Consider the following 20,029-nt stretch of genomic DNA (forward strand, 5'->3'; position numbering starts at 1 on the left):
CTCATTTCCATTTTCGATGGTAAGCACCAATGGTGGTCAAGCCACCCTCGGAAAGGCCAGATAAGGTATTGCGCCATGCGGGCTCAACCGCAAACATCCCGGGATGGGCATCCAGTCCATCCAAAGCCTGGCGCCAGGTACGGGCAACATCAGCAATATAAGCCGGGCTGCGTTGCCGCCCTTCGATTTTGACCGCACTGATACCCAATGACTTCAAGTCAGGCAGTAAATCCATGGTATTGAGGCTGACGGGCTCTTCGATGGCGTGATAGACACTGCCTTCAACGTCGAACCGGCCCTTACATAACGTGGGATATCCTGCAGATTCGCCCGGCCCGTAGCGGTCAATCAAAACGTCGTTCAGCCGTGATTCCAGCCCATCCGGGGTTTCTTGCCAACGTACCGCCTTTGCAGGCGAACAAGCACCGCGTGTATTCGGAGATTCGTCGGTCAGATAGGACGACAGATAACAACGACCTTCGGCCATGATGCACAGACTGCCAAAGGCAAAAACTTCCAATTCCACGGGGCTATGCTTGGCCACTCCCCGAACCTGATCCAGAGAGAGAACACGGGGCAAAACCGCCCGACGGATATCGAAATTATCTTTATAGAACGACAAGGCTTCGTAACTGGTGGCGGAGCCCTGAACCGAAAGATGCCGTGGTATGTGCGGGTACTTATTCGCGGCGTAATCCAGCAGGCCCATATCCGCAAGGATTATGGCATCCACCCCCAAACTGGCAGCACGATCCACAGCCGTTTTCCATTGTTCCCACCCATCAGGCTGGGGGTACGTGTTGATCGCACAGAAAACCCTGCTTCCTTTCGAGTGTGCGTATTCGATTCCCTCACCAGCACGCTTGTCGTTAAAGTTGAGACCTGCGAATTGTCGGGCATTGGTGCTGTCTCGAAACCCGAGATATACCGCATCTGCACCATGATCCACTGCGGTTTTCAGAGCGGGCAGACTTCCGGCGGGGCAGACAAGTTCCATGGCATTCTCCACTGAAAAACGTTTCAGCACAGTACCGTTGCACCCGCACGATCACCTTGACCGATATCAGCGAGCCTCAATGCATAAGGAAAGGTACTTATAAGAGGCCTGTTGCTACCAAAGATACGCAATAAACCGGTGACCCGAATCGACAAGACCCGTACCATTAACCACATTTTATAAATGGTTATTTCAAACAACCGGCGTGAAATCCACGCTGGGCTCAGGATATCCGGATACATGTTCTTCAGACATTGCATTGAAAAAGCGATCCGGCGGTTCGACAAACTTTCTCTGGCGACTCGTGCTTTTCTGACGTTTACACCGTTGTTTATCGCTGTGGTGTGGATGTCTCTAGCCAATGGCCTACAGCTGTTTCAAAGCGCCCAGCAGCTTTCCGCGCTTGAGAAAGATACCCAGCACGCGGTTGATGCCGGCTTTTTGGTGAGCGCACTGCAAAACGAACGGGCATCAAGCAGCATTTATGTTGCAAGTCAGGGACGACTTCACTCCGAGAAACTTTTAGAAGCACGCACGATTACCGATCAAAGACTGGTGACACTGAAATCAGCTCTGACGGAGCCTAGCCGCACCATAGCTACATCGAATTTTGAAGAGAGCCTCAAACGCCGGACGAAAGCGCTGGCACGCTTGCCAACGTTCAGGCAACGCATCGATTCAATGAGTATTTCCAGTAGCGAGGCTCGCAATTACCTAACTCATCACATTGACGCGCTCAACGAACTGATCAGTCACCTTTCAGAGCAAACCAGCTTAAACCACGTTGGCCGAAAACTACGGGCTTACTTCCTAACCAGCCGATTAAAAGAGCTTGTCGGGCGGGAGCGTGTACTTATCTCCGGAGCGCTTATCCGTCAAACGCTCACCGAAAGCCAACACCAAGAGCTCATATATAACGTGGGACGCCAGTTCAGCGCCCGCATCATGCTGGATACTCAAACCGATTCACGTATGGGCCTCCAAGCACTTCCCATTGTTCCGAAAAGTGTTCAATTCCGTGATCAACTGATTAAAGCACCCGACAAAGCCATATTATTAAAAGGTATGTCGCTGCAGGATTGGGTCGGTCACCAAAACGAGCGTATCGCCAAACTCAGTAAGACCGAATCCGTGCTTGCACAGGACATACTTCAGGAAACCTCCTTGATGCGCGCCAACGCTCAGCAGCACTTATGGCGCTACATTATCTTCTCGCCGTTAATCCTATTCGGCAGTTTAGGCTTCGCGTATCTGGTGTTACGACACATCAAAACCCAACTACAACTCGCCGAAGCGGTCTTCGACCATAGCCACGACCGAGTGACGATCACCGACCGTAACGCCAATATCATTGAAGTAAACAAAGCCTTCACCGACATTACCGGTTACACGCGGCGCGAGGTTCTAGGCCAAAACTCCCGGATGCTCCAGTCCGGCCGGCAAGACAAAGCCTTTTATAAGCGACTGTGGCAACAACTAACGCACACCGGCAGCTGGCAAGGCGAAATTTGGAATCGCCGGAAAAACGGCGAGTTTTACGCAGAGTGGACCACCATCAGTGCAGTCAAGAACCGAAAAGGCGTCAATAACTATTTTGTGTCGGTGTCTTCAGACATCACTGAACGAGCCAGGCAACACGAGGCGCAGCTGAAGTTCAACGCCTATCACGACCCCCTGACAAAGTTACCCAACGAGGCTCTGATCCGAGACCGGCTGAGGCACGCACTCAATCTATCGGATCACAGAGGAAAAGGAGTGGTTGTCGCGGCCTTGGACATTGATCATTTCAGACAGATCAACGAACGTCATGGCCACGATGTGGGCGATCGGCTGCTCGAAATCGTCGGCCAACGCTTGTTTGCCAATTTACGTGAAGTCGATTCGCTCGCACGCACCGGCGGCGATGAATTCCTCCTCGTTTTGGAATCCGTTAGCAACTTAACGCTGGTCAGTCAGATACTTGAGCGTGTCCAGAAAGATCTTGCTAACCCCATCAACCTCGACGGGCTGTCCGTTTCGGTGGCGACCAGCATCGGCGCCACCTACTTCCCGGAAGACAGCTCTGACGGAGACACCCTCATCCGTCACGCCACCCAAGCTCTACATGACGCAAAACGAAACGGACGCGGCCGTTTAATCTGGTTTGATTCTGAAAAAGACCGCAGCGAAACCGCGTTATCACAGCTGTTAAAACAGGTAGAGAACGCGCTGGAATACGATGAACTCGTTTTGCATTTTCAACCCAAGGTCAATATGCAAACGGGTGACGTGCTCGGTTTCGAGGCTCTGCTTCGGTGGCAAGCCCCCAACCGGGGGATGGTGCTGCCCGGAGAATTTCTCCCTCACATTGAACAACATCCGATATCCATGACCGTGGGCAATTGGGTCATTCAAACGGCCATTGCTCAGATCGAGCGCTGGAAGGCTGAGGGCATTTACACCTCCGTTAGCATCAACATTAACTCTTTACAGTTGCTGGCCCCCAATTTCGTACCGGAACTCGAAGAGCAGCTTCAACGCCATCCGGGCTTCAACCCTTCTGATCTGGAGCTCGAGATTCTGGAAAGTACAGCAATCAACGACATACAGCTTGCGAGCAATGTACTTGAGCAGTGTCGGGCTCTGGGTATTCGCGCATCATTGGATGATTTCGGTACAGGCTATGCATCGTTGAATTATTTAAAACAGCTTCCGGCTGAAACCCTGAAAATTGATCAATGCTTTGTGCGCGACATGCAGAACGAAGCGGGCAGCAAAGCAATCGTAAAAGGCATTATCGGGCTAGCAGATGCGTTTGGTTTTAAGGTCATTGCGGAAGGGGTGGAAACCGAGGAACAGGCGAAAGAACTTATCGCGCTCGGGTGCATTTCCGGACAAGGATTCGGTATTGGCCGACCAATGCCTGCTGAGCAAGTTCGCGAATGGCTTGCAGGCTGGCGCAATGCCCAAAGCTGGCTCGATAAATAGTGGACGTAAAAACAAAGAGCAGCCCCGAAGGGCTGCTGTGTCAAAAAAGACTGCCTAGTATTAATCAGATCAAATCTTCATCCGATTTTCGGCAATTACGGGCATCCCGTGCTACTGCGCCACAGATAACCACCAGTACGCCCAATGTAAGAGCGGGCCACACCAGAATATACGCGCCATAAACCAATTCGTTTGTCATTTTGCACCCTCCGGTATCATATCAACAGTCTCGTCAACTTCTACGTCGTCGTAGCAGCCGACCCGTTTTTTGATCAAATCAAAGTCAAAACGCTCTTCTTTACTAAGCAGTGTCATTGCTGTGCAAACCAGAGCGCTGGCACCGTATGCCGTCAGTGATGCCACCAGAACCATGTAGTCACGCAGGAATCCGGTCGCAAAAATCAGCATCAGCACCAAGGTAATCGCACCAGCAATCAGTCCGGCCGCGCGGCCAAAGAAACCGAATACCATCATGCCGATCACCACAGCACCACCTGCTGAGGCCAGGATTTCAAACAGCAGTACGGTTAGCCCTGCCATCTCTACCAACTCGAAACGAGCGATGCAGAAGAAGGCCATTGCCACCACAACCGACCAAGTAAAGGCGGCGTTGGTAACCCTGTCCCAAAAACAGCTAACGATGACAGGGAACACAATCGCGCCCCACAAGGCACCGACAAACACCAGCATCACCAAGATATCCAACGAGAAGCTGGCGAAAATAAGGCCGGCAACCGTGGCCACAATCATGGTGATTCGGCCAACCATCATCATGACCTTCGGATTCGGATCATTCTTAGCGATATTTTTACCGTACACGTCGGCCATCATGATGGTGGACAACGCCGATAGATCAGAGTCTGCGGTTGACGATAGAGAACCGATCACCAACACGAAGAACAGCGCTACGAAGAACGGCGATAAATAAGTAGAAACCATCTGCGGAATCAAGTTGTTCATTTCGCCGTTAATCGGCTCGACTCCGACAGACAGTGCCATCAAGCCGATCATGCCCAATCCGATCACGATCGCACCGTATCCGAGTGTGGCCGTAACGAAGGTGGACTTAATGTTCTTTTCACGAACCGCAAACAAGCGCTGTGAAATGGTCTGATTACCGATGGCGTAAGCCAGCACCGCAACGAAGAACGGAGCGCCCTGATTCATGATCGCATCCACCGAGAATAGACTGGCCTGCTCATCTGTCATACGGCTAAGGCCTTCAACCATCACACTCGGGCCGCCGGCAGAAAACAGCACAGCCGGGATGATCACCACGGCGATCGCCATCAGTGCCACCAACTGGGCGAAATCGGTAAACACGGAGGCACGGAAGCCAGAGGTCAAGGTGTAAGACAGGACGCCCACACCAGCCACGAGGACACCGGTTTCAAACGATAGGGGTGACAATACAGAAACCAGGGCACCCGCCGCAGTGAAATTCACCATCAAGCTGATAACGCTGCCCAACACGTTGGAGCCGGCCAAAATCAGCTGACTGGACGAGCCGTGACGCGCATGGATAAGCTCACCCAGCGTGTGCCCGTTAGGCGCTAGCTCGCGGAAGCGGCGACCAAACGGATAGATGAACAGAATCATCAACGCGCCCCAGAAACCGTAGTGAATCGGCCCCGACACGCCGTAGGTGTAACCCGACGTAGCCGCCGCGTAGAACGATGCAGCCCATATCCAGGTGGCGGTCATACTGGCCGCCCCCATTCCGAAACCAACCTGGTGGCCTGCCACCATAAAGCCAGAAGTATCTTCCTTGTCTTTGCGGATGAGCAAAGTCAGCAAATAGGTACCACCGTAGAAGGCAGCAAGCAGTAACAGCACGGTTACTGTAGAAAACTGGGTAAATCCGTTCTCGTTCAAGGCTCAACCTCTTTTCGAAGAAACAAAAAACCGCTGTCTGCCCGAATGATCATCTTCGGTCACCAAGGATCGAGCAGGGAGCTGTCGTTTCCGCTCAAGCGGGGATGTTGCTTGGAGCAACAGGACGGGGGGCTAAGATGCCCCGTAGCTATAAGTAGCTAAGGAATACTGAGGCGAGGCAAAAGCTCTGAAAATTCTTTAGATGTCATGGTATTTTCGATCCTTTTAACCAGAAGCAAAACAAATTGACGACCATTTCAGGAACCAGAGGCCTCTCTGGCTCTCGGAATAGATGCCTTCTATGCATTGATTTTCGGGTTAATCACATAGATGCCCAGACGTGAGGCCGAAAAACCATACGCATTTTACGGCACACTGTCTAGTCTATAGAGGGCAGAACATTAGTGTGCGACACAAATACCAACTCACATTCTTTCCAGGACTGACCGATGACCCAACGCAAACAGGGCTACCCGAAGGCAGCCCTGTTTATTGATTGACATCAGGTTTGTTGTTTTCAGATGATCCGGGAAAATCGCTGGCTGGCGCCCTCTTTCCGATACAGATCGAAAATCTGACAAATGGCACGAATTAACAATCTTCCTGCTGGTTGTACCTGCAATACTGAACCGGCATCGGCGATCAGTTCGTCCTGAATCATGGGTTTCAGGCGCACTATTTCATCGGCAAAGTAGCGTTCGAAGTCTTCATTCCATTGGTCGGAAAATTGCTTGCGATCCAGGCGGAACTGGCAAATCAATTGGCCAATAACCCATCGACGAATGCGGTCATCCCGACTCAGCCCCACGCCGCGTACAATGGCCAGTTGCCCGGCATCAATCGATGCTTCCCAAGACGGCAAATCGTGATTGTTCTGGAAGTACGCATCATCAGTTTGGCCAATGGCCGACACGCCCAACGACACCAAATCACAGTCCGCATGAGTGGTATAACCTTGGAAGTTCCGGTGCAGGCGCCCCTCACGTTGGGCAACGGCCAAACTGTCATCAGGTTTGGCGAAGTGGTCCATGCCAATATATTCGTAACCTGCTTCGAGCAACCGATTGATGGTGTTATGAAGGATCGTCAACTTCTGCTGCGGGGTTGGCAAGGTATCGGCCAGTATTCGGGTTTGCGGATAGAAACGGTCTGGCAGGTGTGCGTAGCTGAATACTGACAACCTATCTGGCGACATTTCGATTACCGTTTCCAGAGTTTCCGCGAAACTCTCCGGAGTCTGGTGTGGCAATCCATAGATCAGGTCCAGGTTGATTGAACGAAAACCAAGGCGGCGCGCCTCGTTCAATACACCTTCTGTCATTTCCCGGGGCTGTATGCGGTTAACCGCTTTTTGCACTTCCGGGTTAACGTCTTGTACGCCCAGGCTAATACGATTGAACCCCAGCTTCCAAAGGGTGGGCAGGGTATCTTCGTCTACTTCACGAGGGTCAATTTCAACGCTGTAGTCCCGATCGTCTCCAGACTGCAGATTGAACAGTTCACCATAGCCCTCCATCAGATGCTGCATCACATCTTTCGGCAAGAAGGTGGGTGTGCCACCGCCCCAATGCAGCTGTTGCACGGGCCGATCTGCACCAAACAACTTCGATTGGATAGCCGCCTCTTTCAGAACACGCTCGACATAAGGCATCGCTTTGTCGCGCTTTTTGGTGATCACCTTATTACAGGCACAGTAGTAACAAAGGTGTGCACAAAACGGCAGGTGGGTATAAAGCGAAATCGGCCCACCCGCGGCTTTACTCCGACCGGCAGCCTTCACCATGTCTTCGATAGAGTATTCCTGAGTAAACTCCACCGCCGTTGGATAGGAGGTGTATCGTGGGCCACTGAGATCGTAGCGACGAATCAGCGCCTCGTCCCAAATAAAGGCGGGCAGGTTGCTGTCTGCAGACATCGATGAAGCCATAGTGGTAACTCTAACGTCAGGTAAAGCGGTAAACCGAAAGACAAGAATTATGCCTCAGCGGCCCGTTGTATCTATTGATACGGATCAGTAAAGCTTATCACTCGGCGCTTTAAACCAAACTTGTGCTCATGGCGTAGTTCATCTACCCCTTAAGGATAAACTTTACCGGAGAACGCTATGGCCAACCTCATTTTGATTCTTGGTGATCAGCTCAGCACAACCCTGTCTGCCCTTGAAGAAGCTGATAAGGACAACGATCTGATCGTGATGGCCGAGGTTCATGATGAAGCCAGCTATACCAATCATCACAAGAAAAAGCTGGTGCTCGTTTTCAGTGCCATGAGGCACTTCGCCCAAGAATTGGAGCAGCACGGCTGGCGAGTTCAATACCAGCGCTACACTCTGGATACCCCTGCGCTATCTCTGGAGCAGTACATAACCACTGTGGTGCAACAGCACCAACCGGAACGCCTTGTCACCACCGAGTGCGGTGAATGGCGTTTGCACACCCAAATCAGTCAGTGGCACAAAAGCCTGGGTATTCCCGTCGAAATTCGTCCGGACACTCGGTTTATCTGCAGTCACAAAGAATTTGCCGAATGGGCAGATGGCAAGAAGCAATTACGCATGGAATTCTTTTACCGGGAGATGCGCAAGAAAACCGGCCTATTGATGACTCCGGACGGGCAACCAGAAGGCGGGCACTGGAATTACGATGCTGACAACCGCAAAAAGTGGACGGGCAAGCCCCCTGCTCCCAGACCGTTTCGAGCCGAGCCAGACGACATCACACGAGAAGTCATCAAACAAGTGGACGAGCAGTTTTCGGAACACTTTGGCACAACCGACGATTTTCACTTTGCCGTCACCGCTGACCAAGCCCTGCAGGCACTGGAATACTTTATCGACTTCGCCCTGCCCTGCTTCGGAGACTATCAGGACGCGATATCTGACCATGAAGAATGGCTGTTTCACGCCATCTTATCGCCTTATATTAATATCGGCTTGCTAGCCCCAATGGATGTCTGTGAAGCCGCAGTCCGCGCCTGGCACTCGGGCCAAGCACCGCTCAATGCTGTTGAAGGATTTGTGCGTCAGATTCTTGGCTGGCGTGAGTTTGTCCGCGGAATTTACTGGCGATTAATGCCCGATTACGCCCGTGAAAACCGTTTGGGCAATACGCGCTCGTTGCCGTGGTTTTACTGGACCGGCGACACCAAAATGCGGTGCATGCACAAAGCGATCGATGCCACCTACCGGAATGCCTATGCCCACCACATTCAGCGTTTAATGGTGACCGGCAACTTCGCGCTTCTGGCCGGGATCAAACCCGAAGAAATCTGTGATTGGTATCTGGCCGTGTACGCCGATGCCTACGACTGGGTTGAGCTGCCCAATGTACTCGGCATGGTGATGCACGCGGATGGCGGATACTTAGGCTCCAAGCCCTACGCAGCCAGCGGCAAATACATCCAACGGATGTCCGACCACTGCCAGAACTGCCATTACCGCGTTCAGGATGCCACAAGCGAAGATGCCTGCCCGTTTAACAGCCTTTACTGGCATTTCATCGACCGACACCGAGACGATTTCGCCAACAATCATCGCATGGGCATGATGTATCGGAACTGGGACAAACAGAAACCGGAGCGGCGCGAGGCGCTGATAAAGCGCGCTGAGTGGATTCTCGAACACATCGAAGAACTTTAACAATGGTTTACCTGACGCATAAAGTGAGTAACAGTAAAGTCCTTATGCTGAACGAGGTATAACATGAAAATCGGCGCACTCTCCCAACAGGCCAACGTGCCCGTCGAAACCATTCGCTACTACGAAAAGATCGGCCTGATGCCAGCCCCGGAGCGCGGGGAAAACGGGTACCGAAGCTACGTCAAAGCACACCTGGACCGCCTGTTGTTTATCCGGCGGTGTCGCAATTTGGATATGGCGCAAGACGAAATTCGAGAATTGCTTCGGCTGGAAGAAAAACCCACCGCCGACTGTTCGGAAGTCGATGCGCTGCTCGCGAGCCACCTCTCTCATGTTCGAGCCCGTTTGCTGGAGTTAGCCAGCCTCGAACAAACCTTGGTGAGCCTTCAACGCGCCTGCGGCTCCCCCGGTGCCATCAGCGATTGCGGCATTCTTGACGGGCTCAACACCGAACTTGGGAAACTCTCTGCAGTCAAGCCGCACAATCATGTTCCTGGCACCCATGGTGCCGGAAGCGGCGAATAAATAGGTAGGTGTTCAAAGGGCTTGACCCTGTAGCAACTACAGGGTTTTTAATAGCGGCATGGATTCATTGGAGGTTACTATGGCTTGCTCCTGTTCTGCCCCTACACCAAAAACACCCGCCCCCGGCTTCCGTCGCGCTTTGTGGTTTGCTCTATGGGTGAACCTTGCCATGTTTCTGGTGGAAGGCGTTGCCAGTCTTTCGTCCGGTTCGGTTTCACTCATGGCCGACGCTATCGACTTCTTTGGCGACAGTGCCAACTACATTCTGTCACTTACGGTTCTTTCCATGGGCATGCTATGGCGTGGCCGTGCGGCCATGGTCAAAGGCATCACCATGGCCGTGTTTGGCTTAGTTGTCTGGGCCCGGGCGCTGTGGGTACTGGAGGCTGGCACTACACCCGAACCTTTCACCATGGGCAGTATCGGTTTTCTCGCACTGCTGGCCAACGTTTGCGTGGCAGTTGTATTGTTCAAATTTCGGGAAGGCGATTCTGATATGCGCTCGGTATGGCTCTGCAGCCGCAACGATGCCATCAGTAACATCGCCGTTATGGGCGCCGCACTGGGCGTGTTCGGCACCGGCACCGCATGGCCGGACTTGGTCGTGGCCGCGATTATGGGCACATTAGCCATCACCGCAGGGTTTAGTGTGGTACGCCATGCTAAAAAGGATATTACCGAGGCCCGCGCGGAGAATCTGGCACACGAGGCGGCAACATCGCCCTCACACAGCCACTAAAACACCCATGACACCATCACTGGAATAAAGCCAAGCGCAAACAACGTACTGAGCAGTGTGGTACCAGCCGCCTGCTGGGGGGATGCATCCAGCAGCGTGGCGATGACCACCGTATTGGCGGCTATCGGAGTGATGGAAATCAGAAAAATCGCCTGATGTACGGCTTGGTCGTAGATGCCCAGCACACTGGCATCCAGCCACCAGAACGCCAAGGCCAGCACCGGCCAAGACACAAACTTTCCGAAAAACGCCAGCCCGGTAAAAACCGGGTTTCCGGCCAGCCCTCTGAAGCTCAGAATACTCATTCCGATAATCATCATGCCCAAGATGCTGTATGCGCCTCGCAAGTTATCAAACAGCGGCATGAAAGGATCAGGAATCCCCACCCCCGAAAGGTTCAGTGATACTGCCAGCAGGAAGGCATAGACCGAGGGCAGTTTTGCCACCCGAACCAACGCATCCCGAACGCTGTATCTCCCCCGTGCGGCCAGATAAAACCCGACGGAGTTTTCAAACAAGGTCGTACCAAGCATGCAAACGATATAAATCGCCAGTCCTTGCTCCCCGAACAGCAACAGGGCAACCGGGATACCAAAGTAACCGGTATTCCCTGTTCCCACGGTCAAAGGTATGACCACTTCACTGCCATCGTTCAGAAGTTTGCGAGCGAAAACCATATGCAGCAATGCGATCAGTGTGCAAAACCCCATCACCAGAAACGGTAGCAAAATCACCTCTGCCGACAGGGGGGCTGCCATCACACCCGAGAACACCACAGAAGGCGTCACGATGTACAACATCATGCCTGCAATGTGCTTTCCGCTGACCTCCAAATAGCGCCCCGCTACCCAACCAAGGGCAACCGTAACGTATAGAGGTAGAAGTTTTATAAACAGGGCCAGCGCAGCTGCCATGGTGCCTCCAAGCCAATTACCAACGAATACTGCAAGCGGGGCAGTCTACCACCTACCCATGTAGAGGTAACTCCCCGGCGCAATAGAGAAACGTCTAGGCATCTTTGATAATGATCAACAGCATCACAAATACATCTTTATATCCTAGTGCCGCAGTCAGTTATTTCTAACAACCAAGGAGAGAAACCCATGGCCGAGCGCTTTACCAAAAGCATGGCCAGGAACATATACCTGGGAGGAAGTGCATTCTTCATCCTGTTGTTCTTGGCCCTGACTTTTGACACACAGCTTCGGGCTATGCCCGAGCGGGACAACCGCGACCAAATCACCGAACAAGTCGTTCACGGAAAACATATTTGGGAGACCAATAACTGCGTAGGCTGTCATTCGCTGATGGGTGAAGGTGCCTATTTTGCGCCCGAACTTGCGAACGTGTTTGACCGCCGCGGCGCTAGCGATACTGAAGTATTCAAGTCTTATATGCGCGCGTGGATGAACGCGATGCCTACGAACATCCCTGGCCGCCGCCAAATGCCGAACTTCAATCTAAGCGACGAAGACATCGATGCACTGGCCGCGTTCCTGGAATGGACGTCCAAGATCGACGACAACAACTGGCCGCCAAACATCGAAGGCTAAGGAAGCAGACATGAAATACGAATCTCAACGGGTAGCAATGCCCTACTTCATTTTTGCCCTGATTCTGTTTGCCGGCCAGATTCTGTTCGGTCTGATTCTTGGGCTCCAATACGTTGTTGGCGACTTCCTTTTCCCGGAAATCCCGTTCAACGTTGCGCGGATGGTACACACCAACCTGCTGATTGTCTGGCTGTTATTCGGCTTTATGGGCGCGACCTACTACATGGTTCCGGAAGAATCTCAAACTGAACTGCACAGCCCCCTGCTGGCGTGGATTCTGTTCTGGGTTTTCGCCGCTGCGGGCACCTTGACCATTCTGGGCTATCTGTTTGTAGACTACGCCACTCTGGCGGACATCACTCTCAACAGACTATTACCCACCATGGGCCGGGAATTCCTCGAGCAGCCCACCATTACCAAAATCGGTATAGCGGTTGTGGTTGTGGCATTCCTGTACAACATTGCGATGACAGCGCTCAAAGGTCGCAAAACGGTGGTCAACATCGTACTGATCACTGGACTGGTTGGCTTGGCCGTACTGTGGCTGTTCTCTTTCTACAACCCCTCCAACCTGACCACCGACAAGTACTTCTGGTGGTTCGTTGTTCACCTGTGGGTTGAAGGTGTATGGGAACTGATCATGGGCGCTATTCTGGCCTATGTTCTGATCAAGCTCACCGGTGTGGACCGTGAGGTCATCGAGAAGTGGCTGTACCTGATCATCGCGATGGCTTTGATCTCCGGCATCATCGGTACCGGTCACCACTTCTTCTTCATTGGGCCGCCTGAGTATTGGCTGTGGCTGGGTTCTGTGTTCTCTGCGATCGAGCCGTTACCGTTCTTCATGATGGTGGTGTTCGCCTTCAACATGATCAACCGCCGTCGTCGGAACCACCCGAACAAGGCCGCCACTCTGTGGGCAATGGGTACGACTGTTATGGCGTTCCTGGGTGCTGGTGTTTGGGGCTTCCTGCACACTCTTGCTCCTGTGAACTATTACACTCACGGTAGCCAGATCACCGCAGCACACGGCCACATGGCGTTCTACGGCGCTTATGTCATGATCGTGCTGACCATCATTTCCTACGCTGTGCCCATCATGCGCGGCCGTCCATACGGCAACAGCAACACGGCACAGATCGTTGAAATGTGGGGCTTCTGGCTGATGACCATCTCTATGGTGTTCATCACCTTGTTCCTGACCGGCGCGGGCGTACTGCAAGTTTGGCTGCAGCGTATACCGGAAAGTGGCAGCGCTATGTCCTTCATGGCAGGCCAAGACCAGATCACCATTTTCTACTGGATGCGTCTTGTCGCTGGCTGCTTCTTTATGGCTGGCCTGGTGGTGTACTTCTGCAGCTTCTTCATCAAGGGTCAGGCTGACCCCGCTGAAGAAGTCCGTGGCGTCGCCAACGCTGAGTCCTGAGAAAGCGTAACCGCCGGGGCCTTCGGGGCCCCGGCACTCACATCAACTTTGGACCAACTCCGTGCATGCGCAAACCGTCAATCCTGAAGATACTCTCCAGCAGAAGCGCCTGATTACCCGCGGTGCCTTTTTCCTGCTCTTTTTGCTTGCGCCTGTACTCAATATTTTTCGCTACGACCTGACCGAAACCCATTTTGTTCTGTTGGGTTTTCCGCTTTCGTTTAATCTGCACCTCGATTGGGTGGCGCAAAGCTCGCCAGCCGAAGTCGCCGGACAGATTCTTTTTTGGTTCATCCTGCCTATTCTTGTTTTGGTGCCCTTGGCGCTCGGGATCGCATTCAAATGGGGACGTTTGTACTGCGGCTGGCTGTGTCCCCACTTTTCGGTTGTTGAAACCATCAATGGCCTAATGACTCGCATCACCGGCCGCCCTACTCTTTGGGAGGCCCTAAACAAAGGCAGCACAGGCAAAGCCATTCACTGGGCTGGCCTGACGCTGGTTTGTGCGCTCATCGGTTTTTCCTGGGCCTTGGCGTTGCTGTCTTATCTATTACCTCCTATTCCACTATATACCGATCTGGTTACCGGCCAAATTGGCTTGTACCCGGCTATTTTTCTTGGCGTAGCCACCGCCGCATTCACCTTTGATTTTCTGTTCGCCCGTCATTTGTTCTGTAAATACGGCTGCGCTGTTGGGCTGGTGCAGAGCATTGCATGGATGGCCAACGGCAAAGGCAACGTCGTGACCTTCGATACCAAGCGTGCGGCCGCTTGCCGCGACTGCACCAAGGCCTGCGACGAAGCCTGTCCGATGCGATTACCTACTCGCAGTCATAAACGCGCAAAGTTCTCATGCACTCAATGCCTGCAATGTGTAAGTGCTTGCCGCGACGTACAAAAAGACAATCCGGAAGGCTCACTGCTGACCTGGGAGCCCGGAATACCCGGTAAACAAACGGTGCTAATCCCGGTGCGAGAAATTGATACCAAGTCGCGTCAACCGCGCGCCTGAGTTAAGGAGTCGATATGGAAGAGTGGGTCGGATTAAAGTGGCACGATTATGTGACTCGACAGGCCATGGGCGAATTCCCGGAATACGCCGTGCACCTGAAAGACGAGGCCCGCACGCTGGGCGTGCTGTTCCGCGCCCTGGGCGGTGACCCGGCTTTGAGCCTGGTAACGGCGGAGCCCCGTCAGTTTCAGATTCGCCGGAAATTCCTGCAAAAACTCGCGGGCACTCACCGTAAATTCGAGTTGGCGTGGAGAGATGACGAGAGTTTACGTTTGCCGGACCAACTGGCGCTGTTCCCTTCGAAAAAACTGAACAGAGACCTTTATCTTTGGCTGGCTGCTTTGGCTTCGTTGGGCGAGGTCAGCAACTACAGCTGGCTGAAAGGCAATCAGGCAATGGTGCTGGAATTACTTGCCCGCTGGCCCGGCCTTGAGCCCATTTATCAGCGGTTGGTGAAGCACGCCCTGCGATGGCGCCCCACTCCAGAAAGCCTTTCTGGCAACGAAGCCAAGCGTGAAGCGGCTATTCGCCAAGCTCTGATTCATCCGGGCAGCGTAGATGACCTGCCCGACGCCCTCACCGACCCGTGGCCCGTGGTGCTTTGGCTTTACCCTGTGTTAGGGCGAGGCAAAGTGACAGGGCAGATTCTGGGTGACGACAACACACAGTCCAAATCCAGCGGTTTGGCGAAGAAGCGTAAACGCCGTCGCGCTGAGCGAGTGGATGCCTTCGACAAAGACCAAGGCATTATGCTGTTCCGACTGGAAAACCTGTTTACCTGGTCTGAATTCATTCCGGTTGATCGGGCGGGCGATGACAGCGACGAAGACGATGCCGATGCAGTGGCCGAAGACATGGACATGATCTCTGTGTCGAAAGACCGCCGCGAAGCTTCGTCCGCGATCAAGTTCGACCTGGATTTACCTTCGGAAGAGAATGACGACCTTTACCTTGGCCCGGGCATTCATCTGCCAGAGTGGGATTGGCGCCGCCAGGCATTTCGGGAAAAGTTCTGCTGCCTGCAACCCATGCTCAGTAAAGAGGCAATCCCGTCTCCGTTGCCAGAACACTTAATGCGTTCGGCGCAAACGCTGCGCCGCCAGTTCAGCGCGCTGAAGCCTTTGCGCCAGTGGGAGCGCAGGCAATTAGACGGAGAGGAACTGGATCTGGATGCCTGCCTGGATCGCACCGTTCAGATCCGCCGCGGGAGCGGTGAAGTAGACCAGAAGCTGTTCCGCCAGTGCAAACACAACCAACGTGATCTGGCGTGTTTGGTGCTGACCGATGTTTCGTTGTCTACCGATACCTACATCAACAATAACCTGCGTGTCATCGATGTGGCTCGCGATGGCTTGCAGTTGCTTAGCGAGGCGTTAACCGCCAGCCGCGACCCGTTTGCCATCTTTGCGTTTTCATCGCGCCGCCGGGACCATATTCGGTTCCATCACATCAAGTCGTTTGACGAGCCCTACAACGACACGACACGAGGCCGAATTCAGGCATTGGAGCCAGGCTACTACACACGAATGGGTGCTGCCATTCGCCAGTCTATCAAGCTGCTTCAGGGGCGGCCCGAGCACCAGAGAATTCTGCTTCTGCTAACCGATGGCAAGCCGAACGATTTGGATTTATATGAAGGTAGGTACGGTGTTGAAGACACTCGCATGGCGGTTCAAGAGGCCCAGAAAGCAGGGATTACACCCTTCTGTGTGACCATTGACGAAGAGGCCAATGAGTACCTGCCATACGTGTTCGGCAGTTCTAATTTCGTGGTGATCAAAGACCCCACGCAACTGCCCGCTCAGCTACCCAAGCTTTATCTGAACCTGACTCGATAACGGAGTATTTAGCGATGTCTGACAATGTGGCCGTTCGTAATCGGCATTTACCAGGCGATATTGCCGTCTGGTTCTTTATTTTCGCGGAACTGGCGGTGTTCGGCATTATGTTTATCGGCTTCGGCGTTGCCCGAAGCATGGACCCAACCACTTTTTCAGCAGGCCGAGAGGCGCTTCACCCATGGACAGGCTTGGTGAATACCATTGGCCTGATCACTGCCAGTTATTTCGTGGCCTTGGCAGTGCATCGTTTCCGGGACCACCGGGCTGGCACGGCTGGGCTGTTGTGGTGGGCGGTGGCGGCGTCGTCTATTTACACATTCGGCAAGGTTTGGGAGTACGCGCAGCTGTACTCCAATGGCTATAACTTAGGAACTGATGCGTTTTTCATGTTTTATTTCTTCCTGACGTTTTTTCACTTTATGCACGTGGTCTTAGGCCAGATTATTCTGGCGGTGTTAGCGGTCAAGGTGAAGAAAGGTGAGTACACCGGAGATGACATGCACGGCCTGGAATCCGGTGCTTCTTACTGGCATATGGTTGATTTGGTGTGGCTGGTGTTGTTTCCAATGCTTTATGTTCTGGCTTAAGGAGTCTGACAGATGTTGGCGGTTTATATCATTCTGATGCTGTGCACCATGGGGCCGGTAGTTGCTATGCAGGCGGGCGTTGATCCCGGGATTTTGATCTGGATGGTGTTTGGGTTGGTGTTGGTGAAGGCGGTGCTGTTGGTGGATCACTTTATGGAGATGAAGCATTCTCCTCTGGGATGGAGGCTAGCTTCTCAGGGATGGGCGATTGTTGTGGTTGTTGTGCTGGCGGGGATTCATCTGGCTAGCTAAGCTCTAACGCGACTGCCACCTCTTACCGAAGCAGCCTGCCAGGTTGGTGCAGGCCCCGAGGTGACGACGGCTTTCCAAAAACCGCTCCTGCGGCACATCCCTGTGGCGCTTCTGCTCCGCCATCCATGGCTGCGCACATTTTTGGAAAGCCGCCCCCACCTCGGGGCTCTAAACTTTGTTCGTTACATCAACTTCTTCGGAAAATACGGCGGCTTATTGCCGATAGCCTGCGCCAGAGCAATCATGCCCCACAGCACGAACGATGTGTGTAGAACGATGGCCCACACGATGGCGAAGGTCCAAAAGTTGCCGGTGTTGCCGAACATCATCCAGGAAATACCCACACCTGAGCCGATCAAAACCGCGCCGAGGATAGACATGTAAACGGCGGCTTTGCTGTGGGCTCGCCTTAGTGGGCTGGCGTCCGCTGATTTCAGCATGATGCTCAGCAGAACCACAAAGCCGATGACCGGCAGGGCCAACAAGTTCAGTAAGTACCACGCGACCGGAGCAATAGCTCCGGGGGATTCACTCTTCCGACTGCCCGAATAAGGCATACACCACCTCCATGAGTGCATTTACAGTAACCGCGTCATCCGACAACGGTTCGATCATCGCAGCTCGACACGCTTCGACCGGGGGCATTCCTGAGTGCATCAGGTAGGCCGTGTGGATGAGTAGCCGGGTCGATGCTGCTTCTTCCAAATCGTGATCTTTGAGCCTTCGCAATGAGGTTGCCAAATCCACCAGCTGTTTGGCCAGTGCTTGGTCGCAACCGGATTCTTTTTGAACGATCACTTGTTCTAGTTCCGGTTCCGGATAGTCGAAGCTCATGGACACAAAGCGTTGCCGGGTACTTGGTTTCATCCCTTTCAACAGGCTTTGGTAACCCGGGTTGTATGACACCACAAGCATAAATCCGGGTGCGGCTTGCAGGAGTTCGCCGGTGCGTTCGATCGGCAATTCTCTACGGTCATCTGCCAATGGATGCAGTACAACGGTCGTGTCTTTTCTTGCCTCCACCACCTCATCAAGGTAGCAGATGGCACCTTCTCTAACGGCTCGTGTAAGGGGCCCATCTTGCCAATAGGTGCCTTCCGGTCCGATCAGGTGGCGGCCAACGAGGTCCGATGCGGTGAGGTCGTCGTGGCAGGCGACGGTGTAAACCGGGCGCCCCAACTGTTCGGCCATGTAACGCACGAAACGCGTTTTACCGCACCCTGTGGGGCCTTTGATCAATACGGGTAAACTGTTGTCTGCCGCAGCACGGAACAGTTCTATTTCGTTGCCTGCTGGCTGGTAAAACGTCATGGATAAGATTCCTTATGTCTCTTGGCTTGGGTAGCAGCAAAACAGTGCGCCATGGCGCACGATGCCAATTAACTTCGATTACAACCCCAGCGCATGAGCCCGGTTGGTAAAAAAGATGCCACTGGGTTTCTGTGCAGACAGTGTCTTCACCTCTTCTAGAGTTCGAGTGTTGTAAACGGTAATGCGGTTGCTATCCCGTGAGGACACCCAGACTTCTTCGCCTCGCGGGGTAAATTCCATATGCAAAACAGATTTACCAGGCTCCAAGGTTCGGATGATTTCGCGTGTCTGGGAATCAATGACCTGTACTACATTGTTCTTCGGATGGGCGAAGCTGACCCAGATCTGGCGGTTATCCGGGCTGGACATCACGAATACCGGCTGACCCTGAACGGGGATACGCTGCACCATGCTCCAGTCGTTCATATCGGCCACCAGCACTTCATGGCGGCCTACTGCCGGCACAAAGGCATTCCCCTCCGCAATCGCCCATCCTTCCAGATGCGGCATTTTGTAGACCGGCAGGCGCTGTTCACCTTTGCCATAGCCGGGAAGAATAGTCGTGGCCCCTTGCTCCGGGTGCCACAAGTCCATCATCGACAAACCGTCTTCCCCGAAGAGGCCGGCAATGTAGTAACGGCCGTCCGGAGTGATCAGAGAATCATAGGGCTCTTTACCGGCATCGAAACGAGTGACCCTCGGAGGCGTTGCCATCATGTCCACGGTCCAGATTTCACCCGCTTCGAACAGGCTGAAGACAAATTGATTGCCCGGTGCATCCACCAAACCAACGGTTTTGGATTGGTCTTTCTCGCCCTGCTCATTGACGTAATACGCGGGTATTTCCAGCACGGGTTCGAGGGTTTCGCTGTCGAAGATATTCACGCCGCCGGGCTCGTAGTTAGACACAGCAACATAACGGCCATCCTGAGAGATTGCGCCACCAATGCTGTTGCCCGACTGGATCACCCGGTTCGCGATCGTCATGGTCAGCAGATCCACTTTCGTCAGCCCGCCATCGCGACCAAACACATAGCCATATCGGGCATCCCGAGAATACACCACGGAGGCGTGGGACAAATCACCCAGGCCCTCAACTCGCCCCAGCACGTCGTGTTCGGAGTGATCGATCACCAGCACGGAACCGGTAGCCCGCTCGATGATCAGCCCCAGATCTCCGGTGCCTCGCAGCGGCATGGCTTGCTCAGACTGCAGCGCCTGACAGCCGACCAACACAATCGCGGCAATCATGGTCACCATCCGCAACATCAACTTTGTCATGGTTAATCCTTGCTCCTTAAATTTGT

At 53.4% G+C, this 20,029-nt stretch carries 18 protein-coding genes; 10 read left to right on the forward strand and 8 right to left on the reverse strand.

Features of this window, described 5'->3' with window-relative positions; translation table 11 throughout:
- Position 1 precedes the first annotated feature (1 nt).
- Positions 2–997 carry a peptidase U32 family protein gene (locus K5L82_RS11075; RefSeq protein WP_133004622.1) on the reverse strand — a complete coding sequence of 332 codons (996 nt, stop codon included), beginning with the start codon at positions 995–997 and terminating at the stop codon, positions 2–4.
- Positions 998–1,237: 240 nt separating this feature from the next.
- Here K5L82_RS11075 and K5L82_RS11080 point away from each other — a divergent pair, with 240 nt between their 5' ends.
- Entirely contained in the window at positions 1,238–3,964 is a 2,727-nt protein-coding gene (locus K5L82_RS11080; protein WP_223134200.1) for an EAL domain-containing protein, read from the forward strand.
- Positions 3,965–4,028: 64 nt separating this feature from the next.
- Here the strand turns inward: K5L82_RS11080 and K5L82_RS11085 are convergent, their stop codons facing one another.
- The 3 genes from K5L82_RS11085 to hemN form a co-directional block, all read right to left on the reverse strand.
- A complete protein-coding gene (locus K5L82_RS11085) occupies positions 4,029–4,163 on the reverse strand; it encodes a putative transporter small subunit (protein WP_223134201.1) in 135 nt (44 codons plus the stop codon).
- The gene (locus K5L82_RS11090) at positions 4,160–5,839 is read right to left on the reverse strand and encodes a sodium:solute symporter family protein (protein ID WP_223134202.1); all 1,680 of its coding nucleotides are present in this window, start codon (positions 5,837–5,839) and stop codon (positions 4,160–4,162) included. Before K5L82_RS11090 ends, K5L82_RS11085 begins: the two co-directional genes overlap by 4 nt.
- A 517-nt stretch (positions 5,840–6,356) precedes the next feature.
- Positions 6,357–7,766, reverse strand: a complete 1,410-nt coding sequence (gene hemN / locus K5L82_RS11095; RefSeq protein WP_223134203.1) for an oxygen-independent coproporphyrinogen III oxidase — start codon at positions 7,764–7,766, stop codon at positions 6,357–6,359.
- A 177-nt stretch (positions 7,767–7,943) separates the two neighbouring features.
- Here hemN and K5L82_RS11100 point away from each other — a divergent pair, with 177 nt between their 5' ends.
- The 3 genes from K5L82_RS11100 to K5L82_RS11110 all read left to right on the forward strand — a co-directional run bounded on the left by K5L82_RS11100 (position 7,944) and on the right by K5L82_RS11110 (position 10,740).
- Complete coding sequence (locus tag K5L82_RS11100; protein ID WP_133004618.1) at positions 7,944–9,476, forward strand: cryptochrome/photolyase family protein; 1,533 nt, start codon at positions 7,944–7,946, stop codon at positions 9,474–9,476.
- A 63-nt stretch (positions 9,477–9,539) separates the two neighbouring features.
- Positions 9,540–10,001: a Cd(II)/Pb(II)-responsive transcriptional regulator gene (gene cadR, locus K5L82_RS11105; RefSeq protein ID WP_223134204.1), complete on the forward strand. Its 462-nt coding sequence runs from the start codon at positions 9,540–9,542 to the stop codon at positions 9,999–10,001.
- Between the two features lie 79 nt (positions 10,002–10,080).
- Positions 10,081–10,740 carry a cation transporter gene (locus K5L82_RS11110; RefSeq protein ID WP_223134205.1) on the forward strand — a complete coding sequence of 220 codons (660 nt, stop codon included), beginning with the start codon at positions 10,081–10,083 and terminating at the stop codon, positions 10,738–10,740.
- Here K5L82_RS11110 and K5L82_RS11115 read toward each other — a convergent pair.
- Positions 10,737–11,654 carry an AEC family transporter gene (locus tag K5L82_RS11115; RefSeq protein ID WP_133004615.1) on the reverse strand — a complete coding sequence of 306 codons (918 nt, stop codon included), beginning with the start codon at positions 11,652–11,654 and terminating at the stop codon, positions 10,737–10,739. The two genes, K5L82_RS11110 and K5L82_RS11115, sit on opposite strands and share 4 nt — an antisense overlap.
- Positions 11,655–11,843: 189 nt before the next feature.
- On the opposite strand from K5L82_RS11115, the gene K5L82_RS11120 reads away from it, so the two are divergent.
- From K5L82_RS11120 to K5L82_RS11145, 6 genes are all read left to right on the forward strand, one after another.
- Positions 11,844–12,293 (forward strand): c-type cytochrome, encoded by a 450-nt coding sequence (locus K5L82_RS11120; RefSeq protein WP_133004614.1) that lies wholly within the window; start codon positions 11,844–11,846, stop codon positions 12,291–12,293.
- 10 nt (positions 12,294–12,303) lie between these two features.
- A complete protein-coding gene (locus K5L82_RS11125; RefSeq protein WP_133004613.1) occupies positions 12,304–13,719 on the forward strand; it encodes a cbb3-type cytochrome c oxidase subunit I in 1,416 nt (471 codons plus the stop codon).
- 61 nt (positions 13,720–13,780) lie between these two features.
- The gene (locus tag K5L82_RS11130; protein ID WP_223134206.1) at positions 13,781–14,731 is read left to right on the forward strand and encodes a 4Fe-4S binding protein; all 951 of its coding nucleotides are present in this window, start codon (positions 13,781–13,783) and stop codon (positions 14,729–14,731) included.
- A gap of 14 nt (positions 14,732–14,745) precedes the next feature.
- Positions 14,746–16,569, forward strand: coding sequence for a nitric oxide reductase activation protein NorD (locus tag K5L82_RS11135; protein WP_133004611.1), 1,824 nt, complete (start codon positions 14,746–14,748; stop codon positions 16,567–16,569).
- Between the two features lie 14 nt (positions 16,570–16,583).
- A complete protein-coding gene (locus K5L82_RS11140) occupies positions 16,584–17,159 on the forward strand; it encodes a cytochrome c oxidase subunit 3 (protein ID WP_133004610.1) in 576 nt (191 codons plus the stop codon).
- A gap of 12 nt (positions 17,160–17,171) precedes the next feature.
- On the forward strand, positions 17,172–17,411 hold the full coding sequence (locus tag K5L82_RS11145; protein WP_223134207.1) for a cytochrome C oxidase subunit IV family protein: 240 nt from the start codon (positions 17,172–17,174) through the stop codon (positions 17,409–17,411).
- A 182-nt stretch (positions 17,412–17,593) separates the two neighbouring features.
- Here the strand turns inward: K5L82_RS11145 and K5L82_RS11150 are convergent, their stop codons facing one another.
- The 3 genes from K5L82_RS11150 to K5L82_RS11160 all read right to left on the reverse strand — a co-directional run bounded on the left by K5L82_RS11150 (position 17,594) and on the right by K5L82_RS11160 (position 19,991).
- Positions 17,594–17,968: a hypothetical protein gene (locus tag K5L82_RS11150; RefSeq protein ID WP_133004608.1), complete on the reverse strand. Its 375-nt coding sequence runs from the start codon at positions 17,966–17,968 to the stop codon at positions 17,594–17,596.
- A complete protein-coding gene (locus K5L82_RS11155; RefSeq protein WP_262492643.1) occupies positions 17,940–18,722 on the reverse strand; it encodes a CbbQ/NirQ/NorQ/GpvN family protein in 783 nt (260 codons plus the stop codon). Before K5L82_RS11155 ends, K5L82_RS11150 begins: the two co-directional genes overlap by 29 nt.
- A 78-nt stretch (positions 18,723–18,800) precedes the next feature.
- Entirely contained in the window at positions 18,801–19,991 is a 1,191-nt protein-coding gene (locus K5L82_RS11160) for a cytochrome D1 domain-containing protein (protein ID WP_316933415.1), read from the reverse strand.
- Positions 19,992–20,029 lie beyond the last annotated feature (38 nt).

This window comes from Marinobacter sp. AL4B (genome assembly GCF_019916045.1).
GTDB lineage: Bacteria > Pseudomonadota > Gammaproteobacteria > Pseudomonadales > Oleiphilaceae > Marinobacter.

Excerpts from the sequence above, each read along its gene's own strand:
- K5L82_RS11075 (WP_133004622.1), bottom strand. The coding sequence starts at position 997 with ATGGAACTTGTCTGCCCCGCCGGAAGTCTGCCCGCTCTGAAAACCGCA.
- K5L82_RS11080 (WP_223134200.1), top strand. The coding sequence starts at position 1,238 with ATGTTCTTCAGACATTGCATTGAAAAAGCGATCCGGCGGTTCGACAAA.
- K5L82_RS11085 (WP_223134201.1), bottom strand. The coding sequence starts at position 4,163 with ATGACAAACGAATTGGTTTATGGCGCGTATATTCTGGTGTGGCCCGCT.
- hemN (WP_223134203.1), bottom strand. The coding sequence starts at position 7,766 with ATGGCTTCATCGATGTCTGCAGACAGCAACCTGCCCGCCTTTATTTGG.
- K5L82_RS11100 (WP_133004618.1), top strand. The coding sequence starts at position 7,944 with ATGGCCAACCTCATTTTGATTCTTGGTGATCAGCTCAGCACAACCCTG.
- cadR (WP_223134204.1), top strand. The coding sequence starts at position 9,540 with ATGAAAATCGGCGCACTCTCCCAACAGGCCAACGTGCCCGTCGAAACC.
- K5L82_RS11110 (WP_223134205.1), top strand. The coding sequence starts at position 10,081 with ATGGCTTGCTCCTGTTCTGCCCCTACACCAAAAACACCCGCCCCCGGC.
- K5L82_RS11115 (WP_133004615.1), bottom strand. The coding sequence starts at position 11,654 with ATGGCAGCTGCGCTGGCCCTGTTTATAAAACTTCTACCTCTATACGTT.
- K5L82_RS11120 (WP_133004614.1), top strand. The coding sequence starts at position 11,844 with ATGGCCGAGCGCTTTACCAAAAGCATGGCCAGGAACATATACCTGGGA.
- K5L82_RS11125 (WP_133004613.1), top strand. The coding sequence starts at position 12,304 with ATGAAATACGAATCTCAACGGGTAGCAATGCCCTACTTCATTTTTGCC.
- K5L82_RS11135 (WP_133004611.1), top strand. The coding sequence starts at position 14,746 with ATGGAAGAGTGGGTCGGATTAAAGTGGCACGATTATGTGACTCGACAG.
- K5L82_RS11140 (WP_133004610.1), top strand. The coding sequence starts at position 16,584 with ATGTCTGACAATGTGGCCGTTCGTAATCGGCATTTACCAGGCGATATT.
- K5L82_RS11145 (WP_223134207.1), top strand. The coding sequence starts at position 17,172 with ATGTTGGCGGTTTATATCATTCTGATGCTGTGCACCATGGGGCCGGTA.
- K5L82_RS11150 (WP_133004608.1), bottom strand. The coding sequence starts at position 17,968 with ATGCCTTATTCGGGCAGTCGGAAGAGTGAATCCCCCGGAGCTATTGCT.
- K5L82_RS11155 (WP_262492643.1), bottom strand. The coding sequence starts at position 18,722 with ATGACGTTTTACCAGCCAGCAGGCAACGAAATAGAACTGTTCCGTGCT.
- K5L82_RS11160 (WP_316933415.1), bottom strand. The coding sequence starts at position 19,991 with ATGTTGCGGATGGTGACCATGATTGCCGCGATTGTGTTGGTCGGCTGT.